Below are 18,944 nucleotides of genomic sequence, written 5' to 3'. Positions count from 1 at the left end.
TAACCGTTATGGATTATCCAAAATTCTTCACACCAAATGGAGATGGATATAATGATACATGGAACATTAGTGCAATAAATGGACAACCAAACGCAAAAATTTATATATTTGACAGATACGGAAAGTTACTCAAACAACTTAGTCCAACAGGAGCAGGTTGGAATGGTACCTACAATGGTAACCAATTGCCATCAAGCGACTACTGGTTTGTAGTAGAGTACAATGAACCTAATACAGGTGAACGTAAAGAATTTAAAGCCCATTTTACCCTGAAAAGATAAATCGATATGAATCTAAAAAAGTTTTGTTTAATAGCAATTTTAACACTGTTCAGCCAAATAGGAACAGCACAAGAAGGATTACCCATTTATTCAGATTATTTAACTGATAATTACTATTTAATCCACCCATCTATGGCTGGAGTAGCAAATTGTGCTAAAGTAAGATTGACTGCTCGTGCACAATGGTTTGATCAAGATGAAGCACCTAATCTCCAAACACTAAGTATAAATGGTAGAATAGGAGATTCTCCTTCGGCTATTGGAGGAATTGTTTACAACGATAAAAATGGATACCATTCACAAACAGGTGCATATTTTACATATGCGCACCATTTAATGTTTTCTCGTAATACTATTGATTTAAATATGTTGTCATTTGGTTTAAGTGCTGGGCTCATTCAGTATAAATTAGATGAAACAGAATTTTTAGCTGATGGTTTTGATCCTATTATTGCAGGAGTAGAGCAAAGTGCAACAAACTTTAATGTTGATTTTGGTCTTTCATACCATTTTATAGATTTTTATGCACATGCTACGGTTAAGAATTTATTAAGTAACGAAGGTATTAACTTTAATGAACAAGGTTTGAGTTATGATAATTTAAGAACCTACATATTCTCTGCTGGAAATACGTTTAGTAAATATAATAGCGATTGGAGTTTTGAACCTTCTTTGATGTTTATCTATAAAGATGCAACAGAAGAAGCTTCTATTGATATCAATGCTAAAGCGTATAAAAAAATGGACTTTGGTAAAGTTTGGGGTGGATTATCTTATAGGAGAAGTTTAGATGGAGCTGAGTTTTTAGATGGATCTGGTGTTAGTAGCCAAAAGTTACAATACTTCACGCCATTTGTAGGTGTTGATTATAATAATTTTGTTTTTGCATATACTTATTCTTACCAAGCAAATTCTGTAGTGTTTAATAATGGTGGATTTCACCAGATCACTTTAGGATATAACTTTAATTGTAAGCGTGAGAAATACGAATGTAATTGTCCGGCAATAAACTAATACAATTGCTTTGATATACATATAAAACGTCTCGATTAATCATAATCGAGACGTTTTGCATTAAGGATGGAGGTATTGTTGGAGCTCATCTTTGATAGCGACTACCGAGAGCCTGACGCTCTTTAAATTGATAAAAATTTAAAGAGGGTAATGCCAAATTACCAAGTGTACTTTTTCTGCTTTGCTTGAGTTTTTATAGCTTTTATCATCGCATTTTCTAAACCATTATCATCGCCATTTTGTTGTGATTTTATAAATTGCCTGCGTTGTTCATTTAAGTTTTGAATTTGAGTTTGAATTGCCTCACGTTCTTTACTTTTTTTTGCGATGTAAGCTTTAATTTCTGAGGTACTCTTATTTTTAAGTTCTGATGGTAGCTCTTCATTTTTTAAATCACTAAATTTAAAACCCTTTTCTTTTTCGGCATCTACCAAATCCCATGATGCATTTTTATAGAGATGTGAACTTTTGCTTACTGTTCTGCTCACTGCGTTTTCTTCGCTATAGCCTTGTGCATTATCATCTTGTTCTGCTTGAAGCGCCATTTTTGATCGTCCTATGTTTCCGTAGGCCACATAAGTTTTATTAAGTTTTTGGTTTAGTTTTAAAATGTTATCGTCGTATGGTGTCGCTACATAAGTGGTTGCATGGTTATGATTGATGGCCATATAATCGCCCTGAGATAAATCTGCGCCATCTTTCCAATAGGATGAAATACCTTGATTGTAATCACCACAAAAAATAGTATTGACACTTATGCCATTTTTATGCGCTTGTTTTACTGCATCTTGGTAACTTATTTTGCCTTGCGAAAAAGGCTCGTTACCTGCAATAAATATAAGTTTTAAATCATCTTCATTGTTTCCCCATTTTAATTGGTTTAATGAGGTTTGGATAACATGACCACAATACTCATTTCCGCCATTTGTGGTTAAAGAGAATAATTGTTTTGAGATTTCGTCTAAGTCATCGCTAAAGGGAATGACTTGTCTAATAAAACCTTCTTCACCATTGAGTTTATCGTTACCATACTCATATAATGCTATGTTGAGATTTGGTTGTTCATCACCACATTTTGCATAGGATAACTCATTAACGATGTCCCAAAGCTGTGCTTTTGCTTGGTCAATTAATCCATCCATGCTATTACTTGTGTCCAGTAGTAAAGCGACTTTAATAGCTTGTTTGTTGGGATGGTGTGTTTTAGTGTTTAAAACGGCTAATTGTGCTGTTTCTTTTTTCTCATTTGCATTGCAGGACATAAATCCTATCATGCATATTAAGATGACGAGAGTTTCAAATTTTGTTTTCATATGTTCGTTATTTATTATTTATTGTTGTGTATTCTTGATTGACTGTAGATCCTTCGTACACGATTCTTTGATCTAAGAAGGAGATTAATTCATCTAATTCGTAAACGTTTTTATAGCCATAGCCATATAAATTGATGTAAGTTGGAATGTTTAAAGCCAGTGATAATGTTCTTTCTTTTTCTTCTTCGGAAGGCGGAATCACCAAAGTTTTGCTCATAAAATGAACTTCGTCGCCATTAAAATTGTTATTGCAATAAATTAAGATGGTTGTATCTGTATCTGGAATAATTTTATCCAAATTACTTACTGAGAAATCTGAAAAATTTAAATGCAAAGCACCTTTTACATGCTTTTTGTCATACATAACCTTAGAACGTGTATCTAGAATAATGACATTTGGGTCTTTACTTTTCTCTAAAAATTCATCAAAACTTATAAGTCTTTCCGCTCTGTAATCTTTCACTACTTTCACTAAATCTTCAAAGTCGCTATAACTTACTTTAGCTTTTGGAAAGTCTAGTTTTTGAGTTTCCGAAGAGGAACACATTAAGAATGTCATAAAAGTTACTATTAATGTTGCTTTCATAGTTGTGATTTTAATTGGTTTGTAAGGCTTTGATGTCTAGGGTTCCGTTTGGAGACACGACGTAGTATTTGTGTTTAATTTCGGTTTTTACAACAGGCTCTGCTTTTGCTGCTTTTGGTTTTGGTGTATACTGTAATCTAATGTTCATGCCTATTTGTACTACAGGTTCTAAAATTGACGGATTTACAACTACATCATAATTTTCATACGATAAAGGTTGATAATAATAAGAGGTTTGTTTTTTAACAGTAGTCACGCCTTTTTTCTTTGTAATGGCTTCAAAGGATACACTATTAAATGCTTGGTAGCTTTGGTAAAAATCTTTTGGGAAATAGCAGTATTGATCATCTGCAATGGCAACATTATAATTTGCTAAATCAAAGCCTAAAATTTTGTAATAGGCTTTCTTTTCTTCAATGAGTTTTAGGAGTTTTGTTTGTAGGTTTTTATAGACTTCGGCAATGTTTTCTATATAATAATCTACTTTTACTAGGTTATAGATTTCACTTTTTGCACAAGCCGTTAAAATGGTTTCAAACTGATTGGTTTTGGTAAACTGGATGTGTAAATTTTGTTGTAATTCAAATCCGTTAGGAACTTCAGTATAGGTTTTACTAAATAGTTTTTTTTGCACTTCAATTTCGTAGTTAGGAACAAATGAAATGACATCTACAGCAAAATCATCATCTGTAATACCAATTGATTTTAATTGACTTTTGATTTTATCAATTCTTTGATTGATTAAAAGATTTGTACTATCTGCTGTTGGTCCTATTTGCGAAATATTAAAAATAGCAGTATAAGTTGTAGCTTCAACATTTTGTAATGCTTTTACGTCTATAAACACTTGTGTACTCGCACTAAGAGTTTTAGTAATTTGTTTTTGTACAGTAGGATTGTAAATCGTTGCATTACCAGAGTGCAATACATTTTGGCGAGAGATTTGATCGAAATTTCCCTTGTGTTGCGCTGTTACATTTCCGAAGAAAATTATAACCACCAAAAGGCTTAAATAGCATGTTTTCATGTTTTGATTTGTTTTTTGATTTGCTGTAAAACTAAAAGCATCTTAATTTGAAATAAAATAAGAATGAGTAAACACGGCTTTTGGTTTAGGCAATACAATTGATAAATGAGTGAGCTTGGCTATTTTGTGGTATAAAAGCATTTTATTGGCTTTGCACGATTTTATTTAACCAATTAAAGTATGTAAGTTTATTCCGTTCAATAAAAAATGATTCTCATCTAGGTGAGCATATTATGAAAAAAATATTCACATATAGTCTTTTAATGTTGCTGTTGTTTTCCTTCGGAAATGTAACAGCACAACAAAACGATAAGGTTTACGAGAATAAGGAAGATGCGCTATTTACAATAAAAGGTTCTATTAGGGAGAGTGATACGTTTGATCCAATTTCTAAAGTAAATGTTGAAGTTATTGGAGGCGCCTACACGATGACAAGTCTTGATGGTAGTTTTGTAATTAAAGCCAGAAAAGGTGATGAACTTGTTATACGACACAAAGATTTTGAAACGGTATATCATATCATTACAAATGATGATCGTATTATTATTGAAGTTGAACCTGCAGCTCAAATTAAGAACAAGAGATCTAAAATTAGAACAGATGTAAATACCTTTAATGCGCTCATAGATTCTATTGGTAAATACAAAAAATTAGATATTGGTAAGAGTATCAATTTTGCAGGTGAAGCTTTAGGTCAAAGTGCATCACAGCAACAAAATGCAGAAACGTATTTAGTACTTGCCGATGTTTATATGCACTGGAAACAATACGATTTAGCAGTTACAAATTACCGAGTTAGTCTTCAAAATAGAGAAACTAATGAAGCAAAACTTGGCTTAGCCAAAGCTTATGAACGCAATAAAAACTATCAAGAAAGTATAGATCTTTATAAAAGTATAAATAAAAAGCAACTGAGTAATTATCAATTGGTGACCTTATATGAAGGTTTGGGTGATACCTATTTTAGTATTAAAGATTATGCCTCTTCTATAACTGCTTTTGAAAAAGGATTAGAGGTTTCAAATGAGCATTTAATAAAACCTAAAGTTGTAGATCTAAATTCTAAAATTGCTCAAGCCTATAATAGTGAAGGTAGTGTTGATAAAGCAGAACAGTTTTTTGATAATTCGCTTAATTTAGCCGAAAAAGAAACCAAAAAACGGTCTTTAGAGGAAAAGGAAACGGTTGCAGAGTTTAATAATACCAATCGTAATTATACTGAAGAAATACAACTGAGAAAAGAAATCGTTAAAGATGTTGAAGATGTAGAGCGAGACTCAATTGTAGAAAATGAAAGTCCGTTAACACTTCAAAAACAAAACTACAAAATTGGTAATGCCTATTTTTTACAAAAGGATTATGCCAATGCGATTCCTTATTTAGAAAAGAGTAGAGAAGAAGCCGAAGCTAAAGGTGATTTGGTGGTTAAAAAAGATGCGATTCGTAAAATCTCAGATGTGTATGTAGATGCAGGAGATTTTGAAAATGCTAAACTCGCTTTTGAAGCGTATAAATTGGTCGTAGACGAACTCTATATAAAACGTGAGCAAGAGTTATCTCAAGCCGATCGTTTTAGACGTAATATTGTTGAACAGCAAAATAGAATTACAAGTTTAGAGAGTGATCGTGCCCTTAATTCTAGTTTAGAGAGTGAGCGTAGCAAAAACCAAGAATTAATTATCTATTCATTAATTGCAGGTATGGTTTTATTGACTGTTACTGCATTTTTTATGTACAAATATATTAAGCAACAACGTTTTGCAAATAACTTGCTAGCTTTAAAATCGTTGCGTAGTCAAATGAATCCGCATTTTATTTTTAACGCTTTAAACTCTGTTAATAGCTTTATTGCGAGTAATGATGAACGTACAGCCAATAAATATTTAAGTGATTTTTCACATCTAATGCGAGCTGTTTTAGAGAATAGTGAAGAAGATTTTATACCGTTGCAAAAAGAAATAGAACTGTTAGAGTTATATACCAAGTTAGAGCATTTCAGATTTCAAGATAAGTTTGATTATGATATTACGGTTAACGATAATGTTGTGGTTAGTGAGTATCAAATTCCGCCAATGCTCTTACAACCATATATAGAAAACGCGGTTTGGCATGGCTTACGTTATAAGACCGAAAAAGGCCACCTACAAATTACAGTAGCTAAAAAGAGTGCTAACGAAATTACAATTACTGTTGCAGATGATGGCATTGGACGAACACGATCAAAAGATTTAAAAACGGCCAACCAACAGAAGCAAAAGTCAAAAGGTATGGGTAACATCAAAAAACGTGTGGCTATTCTTAACGACATGTACAAAGATAAGGTAGATGTTTTTATTGATGATAATTCTATGGAAGATGATTGTGGGACGAAGGTGGTTGTGACTTTGAAAAAAGATTAAGAATGTTGTTTTAATGTAGTAATACTATGAATATAAGTAATAACATATTATTGTTTTTAGTCTTTTTAACAACTAGCTTGTTTGGTCAAACAGGTGAAAAGTTAATAGAATCTCATAAAGCAGAGCGCATAGTATATTCTGATAGTTCTAAATTAAAAGTGTATGATAATAGAGGTAAGCACATAATTGAAGATACCAAAGTTGCTATTTATGTCAATGGGAATTTTTTAAACGCATCCATATTAAAAACACTAAATCCTAATAAGATTAAATCATTATCTGTAGAAAAGGATTCTATAACAATAGGTGATGATTCATACTTAGGTAAAATATTAATTAAATTAGTAGATGATTATGAGCCTAAATTTATGGCACTGAAAAAATTTATATCAAATCATTTTGTATTAAATGATTTACCTCAAGTTTTTCAATTAAATGAGACTATTCTTAACGTTAATAGTCAAGACTTTTTAATTGATGAACAATTTATTATGATGGTTTCGGTAGAAGAAATTATAACTTCCGAAGAAAATTTAAGTATAAATCTAATAAAGCTTATTACGAAAACAGAAGACAATATTAAAAAAGGAAATACTATTATCATTAAATAAGAATCTATAGATCAATTTTATGAAACTAAAATCAATAATCGTAGAAGACGAAGAAACAAGTAGAAAAATTCTAAGAAATTATCTCAACAAATATTGCCCTAATGTTGAAGTTCTAGGTGAAGCTGCTAATGTAGAAGAGGCTTTAGTCTTAATTCGTAATACAGAACTAGATTTGGTGTTTCTAGACGTAGAAATGCCTTATGGTAATGCGTTTGATTTATTAGATAGAGTTGGTGATGTTAATTTTGAAACCGTTTTTGTTACCGCTTACAATCATTATGCTATTGATGCTTTAAATGCGCATGCGTCATATTATTTGATGAAACCTATCTCTATAGACGAACTTATTAAAGCTGTAGATTATGTCACTGAGATAAGAACAAAAGAAGACGCACTACAAGATCAAGTTCTAGTGCCAAAAACGACAACCGTTAATGGTAAAATCACTATCCCACAACAAGACGGATTTGAAGTTTTACAAACCGCAGATATTATGTATTGTAAAGCCGATGATAACTATACCGAAATCTATCTCAACAACAATAAAAAGAAACTCGTAAGTAAAACGCTTAAGTATTTTGAAGATGCACTAACCCAAAGTGGTTTTGCTAGAGTTCATAAAAGTTATCTAGTAAACGTTAATGAAGTTATCAAATACATCAAAGGAAAAGGCGGTAGCGTCGTATTAAGCAACGGAAAAGAAATTATGGTATCTGCCTCTAAAAAATCTGAGTTGTTATCTTATTTTAAATAATTAAAGAAATATAATATGCCAATTATAAAACCAGTAAAAGGAAAACACCCTCAAATACCAGACGATTGTTTCATTGCAGACAACGCAACTATTGTTGGAGACGTTTCCGTAGGAACACAATGTAGTATTTGGTTTAATGCAGTCATAAGAGGTGATGTACATTTTATAAAAATAGGAGATAAGGTCAATATTCAAGATGGCGCAGTAATTCATGCAACCTATCAAAAATCACCAACAACCATTGGTGATAACGTTTCAATAGGGCATAATGCTATAGTTCATGGTTGTACCATAAAAGACAATGTGCTTATTGGTATGGGAAGCATTGTGATGGATGATTGTGTCATTGAAAGCAACAGCATTATTGCAGCAGGAGCTGTGGTTACTAAAAATACAATTGTAACGTCTGGAAGTATTTATGCTGGCATTCCTGCAAAAAAAGTAAAGGATATTAGCAAAGAATTAATTTCGGGTGAGATTAATCGTATTGCAGATAATTATGTAGCGTATTCTAGCTGGTTTAAGGAGTAATTAAAATGTCATTCAGAGCGTTAGTGAAGAATCTCAGCTCTTATTAAAGATTCTTCGTTTCACTTTGAATGATATTGACGCTGTTAACATTCTCTTCGGAAATATTAAAACTCAAAAATCTAAGCCTTTCACAGTAAACTTGTTCTCTAAAATCGTTTTCAAGACCGTTACATTTCCGTTGGAATAAAACATATTATTTGACATCTTCATCGATGTATTAAGAAGGCTGTGCTGCTCTAAAACAGCTTTAGTTTGTTTAGCAACCGCTAAGCCAGAATCAATAATCTTAACATGCTTAGGAAGCATTTCTAATAATTGTGGCATGAGATAAGGATAATGCGTACAACCTAAAACAAGGTAGTCAATATTAGCTTTAAGCATGGGTTTAAGATAATCACTTAACAGTGATTTCATGGCCTCACTATTAGTTTTGCCTTCTTCTATTAATTCAACGATTCCTTTACCTACTTGCTCAATAACATGTATGCCATTACTGTACAAATCTGTTGTTTTGTGAAACAATGTACTGCTTAAAGTGCCTTTTGTAGCTAGAATACCTATGGCTTTAGACTGTGTGTTAAGAGCGGCAGGCTTAATAGCCGGCTCAATACCAATAAAAGGAACATCATAAGTGTTTCGTAAATGAGAAATAGCATTTGTGGTTGCTGTATTGCAAGCTACAACAATAAGTTTGCAGTTTTGTTCTAAAAGAAATTCGGTGTTTTTTATGCTAAGAGCAATGATCTCATCTTGTGATTTTATACCATATGGCGCATTTTTGCTATCAGCTAAATAGATTGTATTTTCATGTGGTAATACTGCATGTATTTCTTTAAAAATGGAGGTGCCTCCAATTCCAGAATCAAATATGCCTATGGCTTGAGTACTCATACATCAAAAATAAAAAAGCCACTTATTAAAAGTGGCTTTTTTGTAATTTATTTAAGATGTTTGTTTTAGAATCCTAATTCTTTTTTTACATCTGCTAAAAGGTCTTTACCATCTGCTACTAAAACACCACCACCTTGAGTAGAGTCTAATACATATTCGTAACCTTGAGCTTTAGCTACTTTTTGGATAGCTTCTTTAGCTTTCTCAAAGATTGGCTTTAATAAAGCAGCTTCTTTTTTACCTAAATCTTCTTGAGCACCAGCTTGAAACTCACGAATACTTTGTTCCATTTGTTGAACTTCTTGAGCTCTTTTAGTGTTTTCTTCTTCTGTTTTAGTATCAACTTCAGCTCTGTATTGTGTTACCTTATTTTGAAGCTCAGTTACATTATCTTTATATTGAGCATCATAAGTTTTAGATAATTTTTCAATTTCGGCTTGTGCTGCTTTCATTGCTGGCATAGATTGTACTAACTCAGTTGTGTTAATATGTGCAATTTTACTTTGTGCTGTAGCAAGACTTGTTGTTCCAACAAATAATATAGCGACTAATACAAGGGTTTTTAAATGTTTCATTTTTTAATTTGTTACGTGTTATAATTAATTTTTTTTAGTTATCGTCAGGAACGGAGTCGTTTTCTTTAGCTTTCGCCTCTCGTTCTTCTTTTGCTTTTTTACGGTCTTCTAATATTTTCTTTTTTCTCGCTTCAAGTGCTTTTTTACGTTCTGCACGATCTTTAGCTTTTTGCTGTTTTTTCTCTTCGGCTATTTGAGCTGGTGTCTTTTCACCTGTACTTACTTTAGCTTTAGTAGAATCTGTTTTTTTAGTGTTTTCGCCTTTTTCTGCTATTGGTGTTGATTTCCCATTAGCGCTATCTCGTTTAGCTTTTGCTGCGGCTCTTTCGTCTAATATTTTTTGACGCTTTTCGGCTGCTGCAGCTTTTAAAGAATCCCTTCTTTTTAATTGTGCTTCTTGACGTTTAGCGATTTCTGCTTCACGTGCTGCTTTTTTATCTTCTATGGCTTTTTGACGTTCATCTAACTCTTTATTCACAACAGGAACGACATCTTCTTGTTCTGCTTTTTTACGGTCAGCTCTAGATTTTGCTTGTGTTCGTTTAGATGATCTTGTAATACTTCTAATAATAAGATCACTTAGGTCAAATCGTTCTGCTGAATACAACATCACTACATCGGCCGATTTATCAAATATGAAATCATATTTTTTACCACCTGCAATTTCTTGAACAGCAGCAAAAATTTGATCTTGTATTGGTTGGATCAATTGTTTCTTTTGAATCATCAAATCTCCATTGGGTCCAAATCGCTTTTGTTGGTAATCTAAAATTTCGGCTTCTTCAAATGAGATGTCTTCTAAACGCTCTTCATACAATTCTTTTGTTAGAAGTACACTTTCACTATTTAATTGTTTCTTTTTAGAATCTATTACAGTGAGGCGTTGTTCAATCTCTGTTTTCCATTGCTGAACTTTTTGATCGAGTTGTGTGTTGGCTTGTTGATATTCTGGTATATTTTCTAAAATATATTCAGTATCTATATAACCTATTCTAACACCACGTTGTGCATTGGAAACAAAGCTCATTAGACTTATTATGGTCACTAAAAAAAGAACTTTATTTTTCATCTGTATAATTTTATTGGTTATGAAATTTCTATAAACTTTTAAAACGACAGATTAAATTACGATCCTGTCATTGTGTTTAGTTTTTCAAATTAACGAAATATATTTAGAAAAATTTTAACACACACATTAAATCGTCAAAATGTTAATAGAAAATATCGTGCCAAGATTAAAATTGTTGTCCAATAATGAAATGAATTTCTTGACCATTCTTTACAGTTTCTCCAGGTAGCGGGTCAAAACCATAACCAAAATCAATACCTAATAAACCAAATGCTGGCATGAAAATTCTAAGTCCAACACCTGCAGATCTTTGAAGATCGAATGGGTTATAGTCTCTAAAGTTATCAAATGAAGCACCTGCTTCTATAAATGTTAACCCATAAATTTTAGCTTGAGCACCTAAAGTAATAGGGTAACGTAACTCCATTGAGAATTTATTGTATATCGTACCACCATCTGTAGAAGATAACGATTGGTTAGGGTAACCACGAAGTTGTACAACCTCTCTTCCATCTAAAGCATAATTAGCTAAGCCATCACCACCAAGAAAGAAACGTTCAAAAGGTACAACACCTCTATCTTGATTATAAGCGCCTAAGAATCCAAATTCCATTCCAGATTTGACAACTAATTTATCCCAAATCTTTGTGTACCAGTCTCCTTTAAATTTTACCTTATAAAATTCTAACCAATTAAAACGTTCTTGATCTATTTCTCCAATTCTAGCTAGATCATCAGGATCTGTTGCGTCTAGGGCATCTCGTTCGTTAATTAAAGCTTCATAATCTACACTATTAAACAATGAGTATGGTAAAGTGAATTTACCCGTTATTGAAAAGCTAGAACCACCTGTTGGATATATTGGATCTACAGATAAATTATTACGAGATAAACCTATAGTATATGATAGGTTGTTAGAATGTCCATTACCAAATGTAAATAAACCAGTATTATAATTCCTTAAATCGTAATGCTGAAATGCTACAGCTTGAGAAAGTGTAAAATAATCATCTGGTACTTTTAAACGCTTTGCAATCCCTACAGAAAGGCCTGTAATATTAAATCGTCTGTCTTTATCTGCATCTTGTGTTACCGAATTATATAAAAACTGTTTGGTATGTGACAGTGATGTTGATAATTGAACTGGTCGTTTTCCTCCTAACCAAGGTTCAGAGAATGAAAAACTATACGTTTGATAAAATCGTGAGGCTTGTAAACGCAAGGCTAAACTTTGACCATCTCCAGAAGGTATAGGTTTGTACGCCTCCTTATTGAAAATATTTCTTATTGAGAAGTTATTAAATGATAGTCCTAACGTTCCAATAAAACTTCCACCACCATAACCACCTTGCAGTTCAATTTGGCTAGAACCACGTTCTACAACTTGATAATCTATGTCAACTGTCCCATCTTGAGTGTTAAAATTTTTCATGTTAGGTGTTAACTGCTGAGCATCAAAGAAACCTAATTGACCTAATTCTCTAATAGTTCTAATTACATCACTTTTTCGATATAGCGTCCCTGGTTTAGTTCTTAATTCTCTATAAATTACGTGGTCATTTGTTTTATCATTTCCACTTACACTAACATTATTAAAGTATGCAGGTTTACCTTCAGAAATTCTAATCTCCATGTCTATAACATTACCTTCAGCACTCGTCTCAACGGGATTAATTGTTGAAAATAAATAACCGTTATCTTGATACAAGTTTGTTATGTCTACACCATCAGGTTTGGTGTCATCTGCTATTCTTTTACGCAATTCAACGCCATTATAAGTAGCGCCTTTATTAATTTTTAATATCGAATGTAATTGCTGATCAGTAAAAACAGCGTTACCTACAAATTTAATTTCACCAAACTTGTATTGTTCACCTTCTTCTACATTTACAAACAAACTAATGGTTTTGTCATCCTTATATACAATAGAATCACTGATAATTCTAGCATCACGATATCCGTTTTCTTTATAGGTGTCTATGACGCTTACTAAATCTTCTTTGTAATCCTCTTTAATATATTTAGAACGTTTTAGAATACGAATCGGATTTTTTTTCTTCGTATTTTTCATTGATTTTCTGAGTTTTTTATCAGAAATCTTATCGTTACCATTAAAGCTAATGTTATCAATTTTAACTTTTTCACCTCTATCAATGAAAACAAGCATATTAACTCTAGCTTTTTCAATAGAGTCATTGGTGATTTCTTTGGTGGTTACTGTAGTTTTAGCATTTAAAAAACCTTGCTTTTTATACTTGTTAGTGATGTAGTTACGCGTAGTTGTAACCAAGTTTTCTGTTACTTTAACACCTTTTGAAAGACTATTCTCGGTTTTTAAACCATCTATTTTTCCTTTCTTAACCCCTTTAATAGTGACTTCATTTAATTCAGGTAAGTCAACTAAGTTTATTTCTAAATAGGCTTTATCTCCTTCAGATTTTGCTAAATACACATCAATACTACTAAACAAGTTTGAGTCCCATAGCTTTTTAATAGCATTACTAATTTGTTCTCCAGGTATAACGATTTCTTCTCCTATTTTTAATCTAGAAAAAGAGATAACCGTTGATGGATTAAAATTGGTATTTCCAGTAACCTGAACATCTTCTAAGATGTATTTTTTACCTTGATTAAAATCTGATTGTTGCGCAGTTACTACAAAAGATGTAATAAAAATAAATGCCGTTAGTAGTGACTTAATATATGTTTTCAAAAGTAAGTTGTTAGCTAAGTTGTTCACTTGTTTTTCCAAATCGTCGTTCTCTATTTTGATAATTAATCAAAGCTTCATAAAGGTCCTTCTTCTTAAAATCAGGCCAAAGAATGTCTGTAAAATATAATTCGGCATAAGCAATTTGCCATAGTAAAAAGTTGCTTATCCGATGCTCACCACTGGTTCGTATTAACAAATCAACATCTGGTAAATTTTGCGTGTAAAGATGCTTATTAATAATTGATTCGTCAATACTTTCAATAGAAATTATATTATTTTTAACTTTATCTGTTAATTCTTTAATAACGTTAACAATTTCCTCCCTTGAGCCGTAGCTTAGCGCTAATGTCAAGGTCATTCGTGTATTGTTTTGTGTTTTATCTATTACTTCTAATAATTCTTTATGAGCATTTTTAGGTAAATCACTTAGATTTCCTATCGCAGATAATTTTATGTTATTATCTTGTAGTGTTTTAATTTCTTTTTTTAATGACTTTACTAAAAGCTTCATAAGGGTTTGAACTTCTAGTTTAGGCCGTTTCCAGTTTTCTGTAGAAAACGCGTATAATGTTAAGTTTTTTATGCCTAATTCTGCACTTGCTTCAATAACATCTCTTACTGATTTTGTCCCATTTTCATGACCAATAACTCTAATTAACCCTTTTTGTTTTGCCCAACGACCATTGCCATCCATAATAATGGCAACATGCTGCGGTAATTTATCGAGTTGTATTTGGTCTTTTAAATCCATTTTAAAAATTGCAATAACATGGTCGTTGACCAAATGTATAAGTTAACGTAAAGCCTGTAAATACATACCAATCATTACTATTTATGTTTCCAAATGAAAACGCTTCTAACCCTTCAGAGTCTGGTACGCTACCGTCTAATTCATCAGAGAATGTATAACGTGCGCCAATTTCAAAACCTAAAATTAAGTGATTGGTAATATTAGATTTTACACCTAAAGCCATTGGAATACCAAAAGCCCAACTATCAGTACCTTCAGATGTATAGGTTCCTGCAGCATCAAAATAATAATTATCATGATTGGCTATTGCAATTCCAGAATAAAGATAGGGTACAGCTTTTAAACCACTTGTGTGTAAGTCAAAATCCCAAAAGGTATATTCCATTCCTGCCGAAATTTCAAGTAAATTACTATCAAAAGCATAATTTCGTTCCTTTCGTCTTGGGTCGTCACTTTTACTATCACTACCCTTTAAATCTGAATAAATTAATGAGACTCTCCAAGAGTGTCTAGGGCTACGATTCCATTTTAATATTAATCCTAATGCAGGATCACTTGGTGCAATATAAGAAGTAGAACCAATATCACCAATAAAATTACTTCCTCCTCCAAACACACCAACTTCGTAGATTTGAGAGTGGCTCGTCTGTGAAAAAAATATACTCAATAAAAATAAGATTAAATACCTCATAAATTTTTAAAAGTTTGCAAATATAATAATTCTGAATTGCCTATGGTAATTTGAGGCAAATAGTCTTTGTAAAAACAGAATATATAAGGTTTTATTGCATCTTGTATTGGGATAACTCTTAATTTCGTTTGTCTTCTCCCCAAAGCATCTTTTGTCTTAAGGTATCTATAAAACGTTCATCGAGGAGTTCTACCATTTTTATTTTAAAATTTGCTTTTTTTATAGTGATTATTGTGGCATTAGATAGGGTAACAATTCTAGAGTCTAACGACATTAAATGTTGGTCTTCTCTACCATCAACCGTTAATTGTATTATAGTATCGTCACGTATTACTAAAGGTCGTGCATTTAAATTATGAGGCGCAATTGGTGTTAATACAAAACTGTTGGCGTCTGGTGTAATTACTGGGCCACCACAACTTAATGAATACCCTGTAGATCCTGTTGGTGTAGCAGCAATTAATCCGTCAGCCCAATATGAAGTAAGATATTCACCATTGAGATGCGTTTCTACAGTAATCATAGAGGTTGTGTTTTTTCTACTTACGGCAATTTCATTAAGTGCAAAATTAGTGTGAGATAGATCTTCATTTTTAGGATCTGTGTCAACACTTAATAACGTACGTTCAGAAGTTTTATAATTACCATTTAAAATATGCTCTATTGCAGATTCTATTTCATCAGTTTGAATGGTTGCTAAAAAACCAAGTCGTCCTGTGTTAATGCCAACAATTGGTATAGAAAAATCTCTAACAAAAGTTATAGCTCTTAAAATAGTACCATCACCACCAACGCTTATTAAAAGGTCAAAACTTTCGTTTAATTCTGAAAATGTTCGAACCCCTTTCATGTGTTTTACTTCGGAAATGAGCTGTTCATAAAATTTAGACTCAATATAAATGTCAACGTTATTTTTCCGAAGCACACCAACAAGTTCGTCAAAAGCTTCAGTAGATTTTTCTGGATAATACAAACTGTAAACAGCTACCTTCATATTTAAATGTCTAAGTATTTTTTGAGGTATTCAGAACGCTCTTTCAAATTTTCAATATATGAATCCTCTTCATGGCCAGAAATAATATTGTAACTGTAACGCCTAAAGGTTTGTGTGACATCGTTAAGTCCTGCGTTGCCAATTTTAAGGGTTATTTGAACCAGGTCGTTATCCATTTTAGACACAAAAGCACCTAATATTTTGGCGTCATTTGATTCTACTATTTGACTAATTTCACTAAACGAATAATCTTGAATTCCTTTTTCTACAATTAAAACTCCACCAGGTTCGGCAAAAAAAGGAGTTTCATTAAATAAGCTAATTATATCACCAAGTTCATAATACCCTAAATAATTATTATGTTTATCTAAAACAGGCATAATGTTGCAAGAATTTTGAGCAAAATTCTCTAGTACGTCAAGCCAATTGGTGTCTTGTCTAACAAAAAAGCCTTCAATAGAATAATTACAGTCGGCAATAGTTTTTTGTGATTCAAAACAATGTGCATCATTTTCAGATATGCAGCCTTGATAAATACCATCTTTCTCTACAGGAATATGAGAATACGTCAACTCGTTAAATAGAAGTTGAGCATCGCTAACTTTCTCATTTATATTGAGTGGTTTAATGTCGTTTATTATGTATTGTTTTAATGGCATAATGGTGTTTAATTCTATTGCAAATTAATTAAAAATAACCACAATAAGCATCAACTTGTTTGTATTTTTGTAACTGTAAACTATGAATATATGACGAAGTTAAGTGTAAATATTAATAAGATAGCTACTTTAAGAAACTCTAGAGGTGGAGATACACCAAATGTTTTGCAATTTGCAAAAGACGTGCAGCGTTATGGAGCACAAGGCGTTACAGTGCATCCTAGGCCAGATGAACGACATATTCGCTACCAAGACACGCGAGATTTGAAACCAGAAGTGTTTACAGAGTTTAATGTTGAAGGAAACCCAATTAAATCATTTATGGATTTAGTTTTAGAGGTCAAGCCAACACAAGTTACTTTGGTGCCAGATGCTGTTGATGCACTAACATCTAATGCAGGTTGGGACACTGTAACGCACAAGGATTTCTTGTCTGAAGTCATTCAAGAATTTAAGTCTCAAGGTATACGAACTTCAATATTTGTAGATCCTGTTTTAAAAATGATTGAAGGCGCTAAACTTACTGGAGCAGATAGAATTGAACTCTATACCGAAAGTTTTGCACATCAATATGGTTTAGGGAATACAAGTGCCATTGCGCCTTTTACGAAAGCTGCAGAACTCTCTAACGAGATAGGTTTGGGTGTCAATGCAGGACATGATTTATCTTTGGATAATATTAAATTTTTTAAAGATAATATTCCAGGATTATTAGAGGTTTCCATTGGTCATGCTTTAGTTGCTGAAAGTTTATACTTAGGAATCGAAAATGTGATACAAATGTACTTGCAAAGACTTAAATAATTAACATTGCTATTTGTCATTTCCAACGAATGTGAGAAATCTCATCTTAAAAGATAAAATTAAATGAAACTACACTCCCAAATATTAGGACAAGGTCAGCCCTTTATCATTCTCCATGGCTTTCTCGGTATGAGCGACAACTGGAAAACCTTAGGTAATAAATTTGCCGAAGCTAGATTTGAAATGCACCTTGTAGATCAACGTAATCATGGGAGAAGCTTTCATGATGATGATTTTAGTTATGAAGTCTTGGCAGAAGATTTGAAAACCTATTGTGACGATCATAATCTAGAAGATATTATCTTACTAGGTCATTCTATGGGAGGAAAAACTGCCATGTTATTTTCTACGGAATATCCAGAACTCGTTTCAAAACTGTTGGTAGCAGATATTAGTCCGCGTTTTTACCCAATACATCATGATGCTATTTTAGACGGATTATCATCATTAGATTTTTCCGAAGTAAAAAGTAGAGGCGCAGCAGATCAACAATTATCAAAATATGTTCAGGAACAAGGTACACGCATGTTTTTGCTTAAAAATTTATATTGGATAGAAAAAGGACAACTCGCACTGCGCATAAACCTTGAGGTTTTAAAAGAGAATGTATCTGAAGTTGGAGAAGCCTTACCAATCCATTCAAAATTTGAAAAGCCTACCTTATTCTTAAGAGGTGATAAAAGCGAATATGTCATGCCAACCGATGAAAAATTAATAAAGCAACACTTTCCGCTTGCGGAAATAAAAACCATAAGTAACGCAGGACATTGGTTGCATGCAGAAAACCCAACAGATTTTTATGATGCTGTGATAAATTTTATTACCTTAAACTAATAATCAATTAAATGTTTTGAAATGAATTTATTAATCAGACTCATAGTAACCGCAGGTATCGTCATGCTCTTAGCTCATTTTTTACCAGGTGTTGCTGTTGGCGGTTTTACGGCTGCATTAATTGTCGCTATTGTTTTAGGGTTACTTAATTTTATTGTTAAGCCTATTTTAGTTGTTTTAACCATACCAATTACTATCGTAACTTTAGGATTGTTTCTTTTTGTAATCAATGCATGTATTATTTTAATAGCAGATAAGTTTATTGATGGTTTTGCAGTAAGTGGATTCTGGATTGCCTTGTTGTTTAGTATTCTATTATCCATCTCACAATCTATTGCGTATTCGATTTTGAAGGATGATAAAAAGTAGTGCTAGTTTTAAGCTTCAAAACAAAACTTTAACACTTTAAAATCAAAATGTACGTAGATCTACGTATTGTGTTGTATG

The 18,944-nt window shown here is 32.4% G+C and carries 20 protein-coding genes; 9 read left to right on the top strand and 11 right to left on the bottom strand.

Annotation, left to right across the window (positions count from 1 at the left end):
- Together TD29_RS13660 and TD29_RS13655 are read left to right on the top strand one after the other, a co-directional pair.
- Positions 1–281 (top strand): T9SS type B sorting domain-containing protein (locus tag TD29_RS13660; RefSeq protein ID WP_152611522.1); only part of this gene is annotated, 281 nt, incomplete at its 5' end.
- Between the two features lie 6 nt (positions 282–287).
- Positions 288–1,295, top strand: a complete 1,008-nt coding sequence (locus TD29_RS13655) for a PorP/SprF family type IX secretion system membrane protein (protein WP_040281304.1) — start codon at positions 288–290, stop codon at positions 1,293–1,295.
- Positions 1,296–1,453: 158 nt separating this feature from the next.
- Here TD29_RS13655 and TD29_RS13650 read toward each other — a convergent pair whose 3' ends face one another.
- From TD29_RS13650 to TD29_RS13640, 3 genes are read right to left on the bottom strand one after another with little or no spacing between them, the layout of a single operon-like run.
- Positions 1,454–2,608: a vWA domain-containing protein gene (locus tag TD29_RS13650; RefSeq protein ID WP_040281303.1), complete on the bottom strand. Its 1,155-nt coding sequence runs from the start codon at positions 2,606–2,608 to the stop codon at positions 1,454–1,456.
- Positions 2,609–2,615: 7 nt separating this feature from the next.
- Positions 2,616–3,194, bottom strand: a complete 579-nt coding sequence (locus TD29_RS13645; protein WP_152611521.1) for a rhodanese-like domain-containing protein — start codon at positions 3,192–3,194, stop codon at positions 2,616–2,618.
- A gap of 10 nt (positions 3,195–3,204) precedes the next feature.
- On the bottom strand, positions 3,205–4,221 hold the full coding sequence (locus TD29_RS13640) for an SIMPL domain-containing protein (protein WP_040281301.1): 1,017 nt from the start codon (positions 4,219–4,221) through the stop codon (positions 3,205–3,207).
- Positions 4,222–4,454: 233 nt separating this feature from the next.
- On the opposite strand from TD29_RS13640, the gene TD29_RS13635 reads away from it, so the two are divergent.
- The 4 genes from TD29_RS13635 to TD29_RS13620 are packed head-to-tail and all read left to right on the top strand — an operon-like array spanning position 4,455 to position 8,516.
- The gene (locus tag TD29_RS13635) at positions 4,455–6,620 is read left to right on the top strand and encodes a histidine kinase (RefSeq protein WP_040281300.1); all 2,166 of its coding nucleotides are present in this window, start codon (positions 4,455–4,457) and stop codon (positions 6,618–6,620) included.
- Between the two features lie 26 nt (positions 6,621–6,646).
- Positions 6,647–7,231 carry a hypothetical protein gene (locus TD29_RS13630; protein WP_040281299.1) on the top strand — a complete coding sequence of 195 codons (585 nt, stop codon included), beginning with the start codon at positions 6,647–6,649 and terminating at the stop codon, positions 7,229–7,231.
- Between the two features lie 19 nt (positions 7,232–7,250).
- Positions 7,251–7,985, top strand: a complete 735-nt coding sequence (locus tag TD29_RS13625) for a LytR/AlgR family response regulator transcription factor (RefSeq protein ID WP_040281298.1) — start codon at positions 7,251–7,253, stop codon at positions 7,983–7,985.
- A 15-nt stretch (positions 7,986–8,000) separates the two neighbouring features.
- The gene (locus TD29_RS13620) at positions 8,001–8,516 is read left to right on the top strand and encodes a gamma carbonic anhydrase family protein (protein WP_040281297.1); all 516 of its coding nucleotides are present in this window, start codon (positions 8,001–8,003) and stop codon (positions 8,514–8,516) included.
- 111 nt (positions 8,517–8,627) lie between these two features.
- Here the strand turns inward: TD29_RS13620 and murI are convergent, their stop codons facing one another.
- The 8 genes from murI to TD29_RS13580 form a co-directional block, all read right to left on the bottom strand.
- The gene (gene murI / locus TD29_RS13615; protein WP_040281296.1) at positions 8,628–9,407 is read right to left on the bottom strand and encodes a glutamate racemase; all 780 of its coding nucleotides are present in this window, start codon (positions 9,405–9,407) and stop codon (positions 8,628–8,630) included.
- Between the two features lie 65 nt (positions 9,408–9,472).
- Positions 9,473–9,982 carry an OmpH family outer membrane protein gene (locus TD29_RS13610; protein ID WP_040281295.1) on the bottom strand — a complete coding sequence of 170 codons (510 nt, stop codon included), beginning with the start codon at positions 9,980–9,982 and terminating at the stop codon, positions 9,473–9,475.
- A 34-nt stretch (positions 9,983–10,016) separates the two neighbouring features.
- Complete coding sequence (locus tag TD29_RS13605; protein WP_040281294.1) at positions 10,017–11,051, bottom strand: OmpH family outer membrane protein; 1,035 nt, start codon at positions 11,049–11,051, stop codon at positions 10,017–10,019.
- Between the two features lie 166 nt (positions 11,052–11,217).
- Positions 11,218–13,803, bottom strand: a complete 2,586-nt coding sequence (locus TD29_RS13600; protein ID WP_040281293.1) for a BamA/OMP85 family outer membrane protein — start codon at positions 13,801–13,803, stop codon at positions 11,218–11,220.
- The gene (locus TD29_RS13595; protein ID WP_040281292.1) at positions 13,775–14,515 is read right to left on the bottom strand and encodes an isoprenyl transferase; all 741 of its coding nucleotides are present in this window, start codon (positions 14,513–14,515) and stop codon (positions 13,775–13,777) included. Before TD29_RS13595 ends, TD29_RS13600 begins: the two co-directional genes overlap by 29 nt.
- Before the next feature lies 1 nt (position 14,516).
- Entirely contained in the window at positions 14,517–15,182 is a 666-nt protein-coding gene (gene porG, locus TD29_RS13590; RefSeq protein ID WP_316931860.1) for a type IX secretion system protein PorG, read from the bottom strand.
- 142 nt (positions 15,183–15,324) lie between these two features.
- The gene (locus TD29_RS13585) at positions 15,325–16,200 is read right to left on the bottom strand and encodes an NAD kinase (RefSeq protein WP_040281290.1); all 876 of its coding nucleotides are present in this window, start codon (positions 16,198–16,200) and stop codon (positions 15,325–15,327) included.
- Positions 16,201–16,202: 2 nt separating this feature from the next.
- A complete protein-coding gene (locus tag TD29_RS13580; RefSeq protein ID WP_040281289.1) occupies positions 16,203–16,859 on the bottom strand; it encodes a CBS domain-containing protein in 657 nt (218 codons plus the stop codon).
- Between the two features lie 90 nt (positions 16,860–16,949).
- Here TD29_RS13580 and TD29_RS13575 point away from each other — a divergent pair, with 90 nt between their 5' ends.
- From TD29_RS13575 to TD29_RS13565, 3 genes are all read left to right on the top strand, one after another.
- The gene (locus TD29_RS13575) at positions 16,950–17,663 is read left to right on the top strand and encodes a pyridoxine 5'-phosphate synthase (protein ID WP_040281288.1); all 714 of its coding nucleotides are present in this window, start codon (positions 16,950–16,952) and stop codon (positions 17,661–17,663) included.
- Between the two features lie 63 nt (positions 17,664–17,726).
- On the top strand, positions 17,727–18,497 hold the full coding sequence (locus tag TD29_RS13570) for an alpha/beta fold hydrolase (protein ID WP_040281287.1): 771 nt from the start codon (positions 17,727–17,729) through the stop codon (positions 18,495–18,497).
- A 21-nt stretch (positions 18,498–18,518) separates the two neighbouring features.
- Positions 18,519–18,866 carry a phage holin family protein gene (locus tag TD29_RS13565; RefSeq protein ID WP_040281286.1) on the top strand — a complete coding sequence of 116 codons (348 nt, stop codon included), beginning with the start codon at positions 18,519–18,521 and terminating at the stop codon, positions 18,864–18,866.
- Positions 18,867–18,944: the final 78 nt, after the last annotated feature.

The organism is Psychroserpens damuponensis (genome assembly GCF_000826655.1).
GTDB classification, from domain to species: domain Bacteria; phylum Bacteroidota; class Bacteroidia; order Flavobacteriales; family Flavobacteriaceae; genus Psychroserpens; species Psychroserpens damuponensis.
This window is presented reverse-complemented; position numbering and strand designations above follow the sequence as displayed.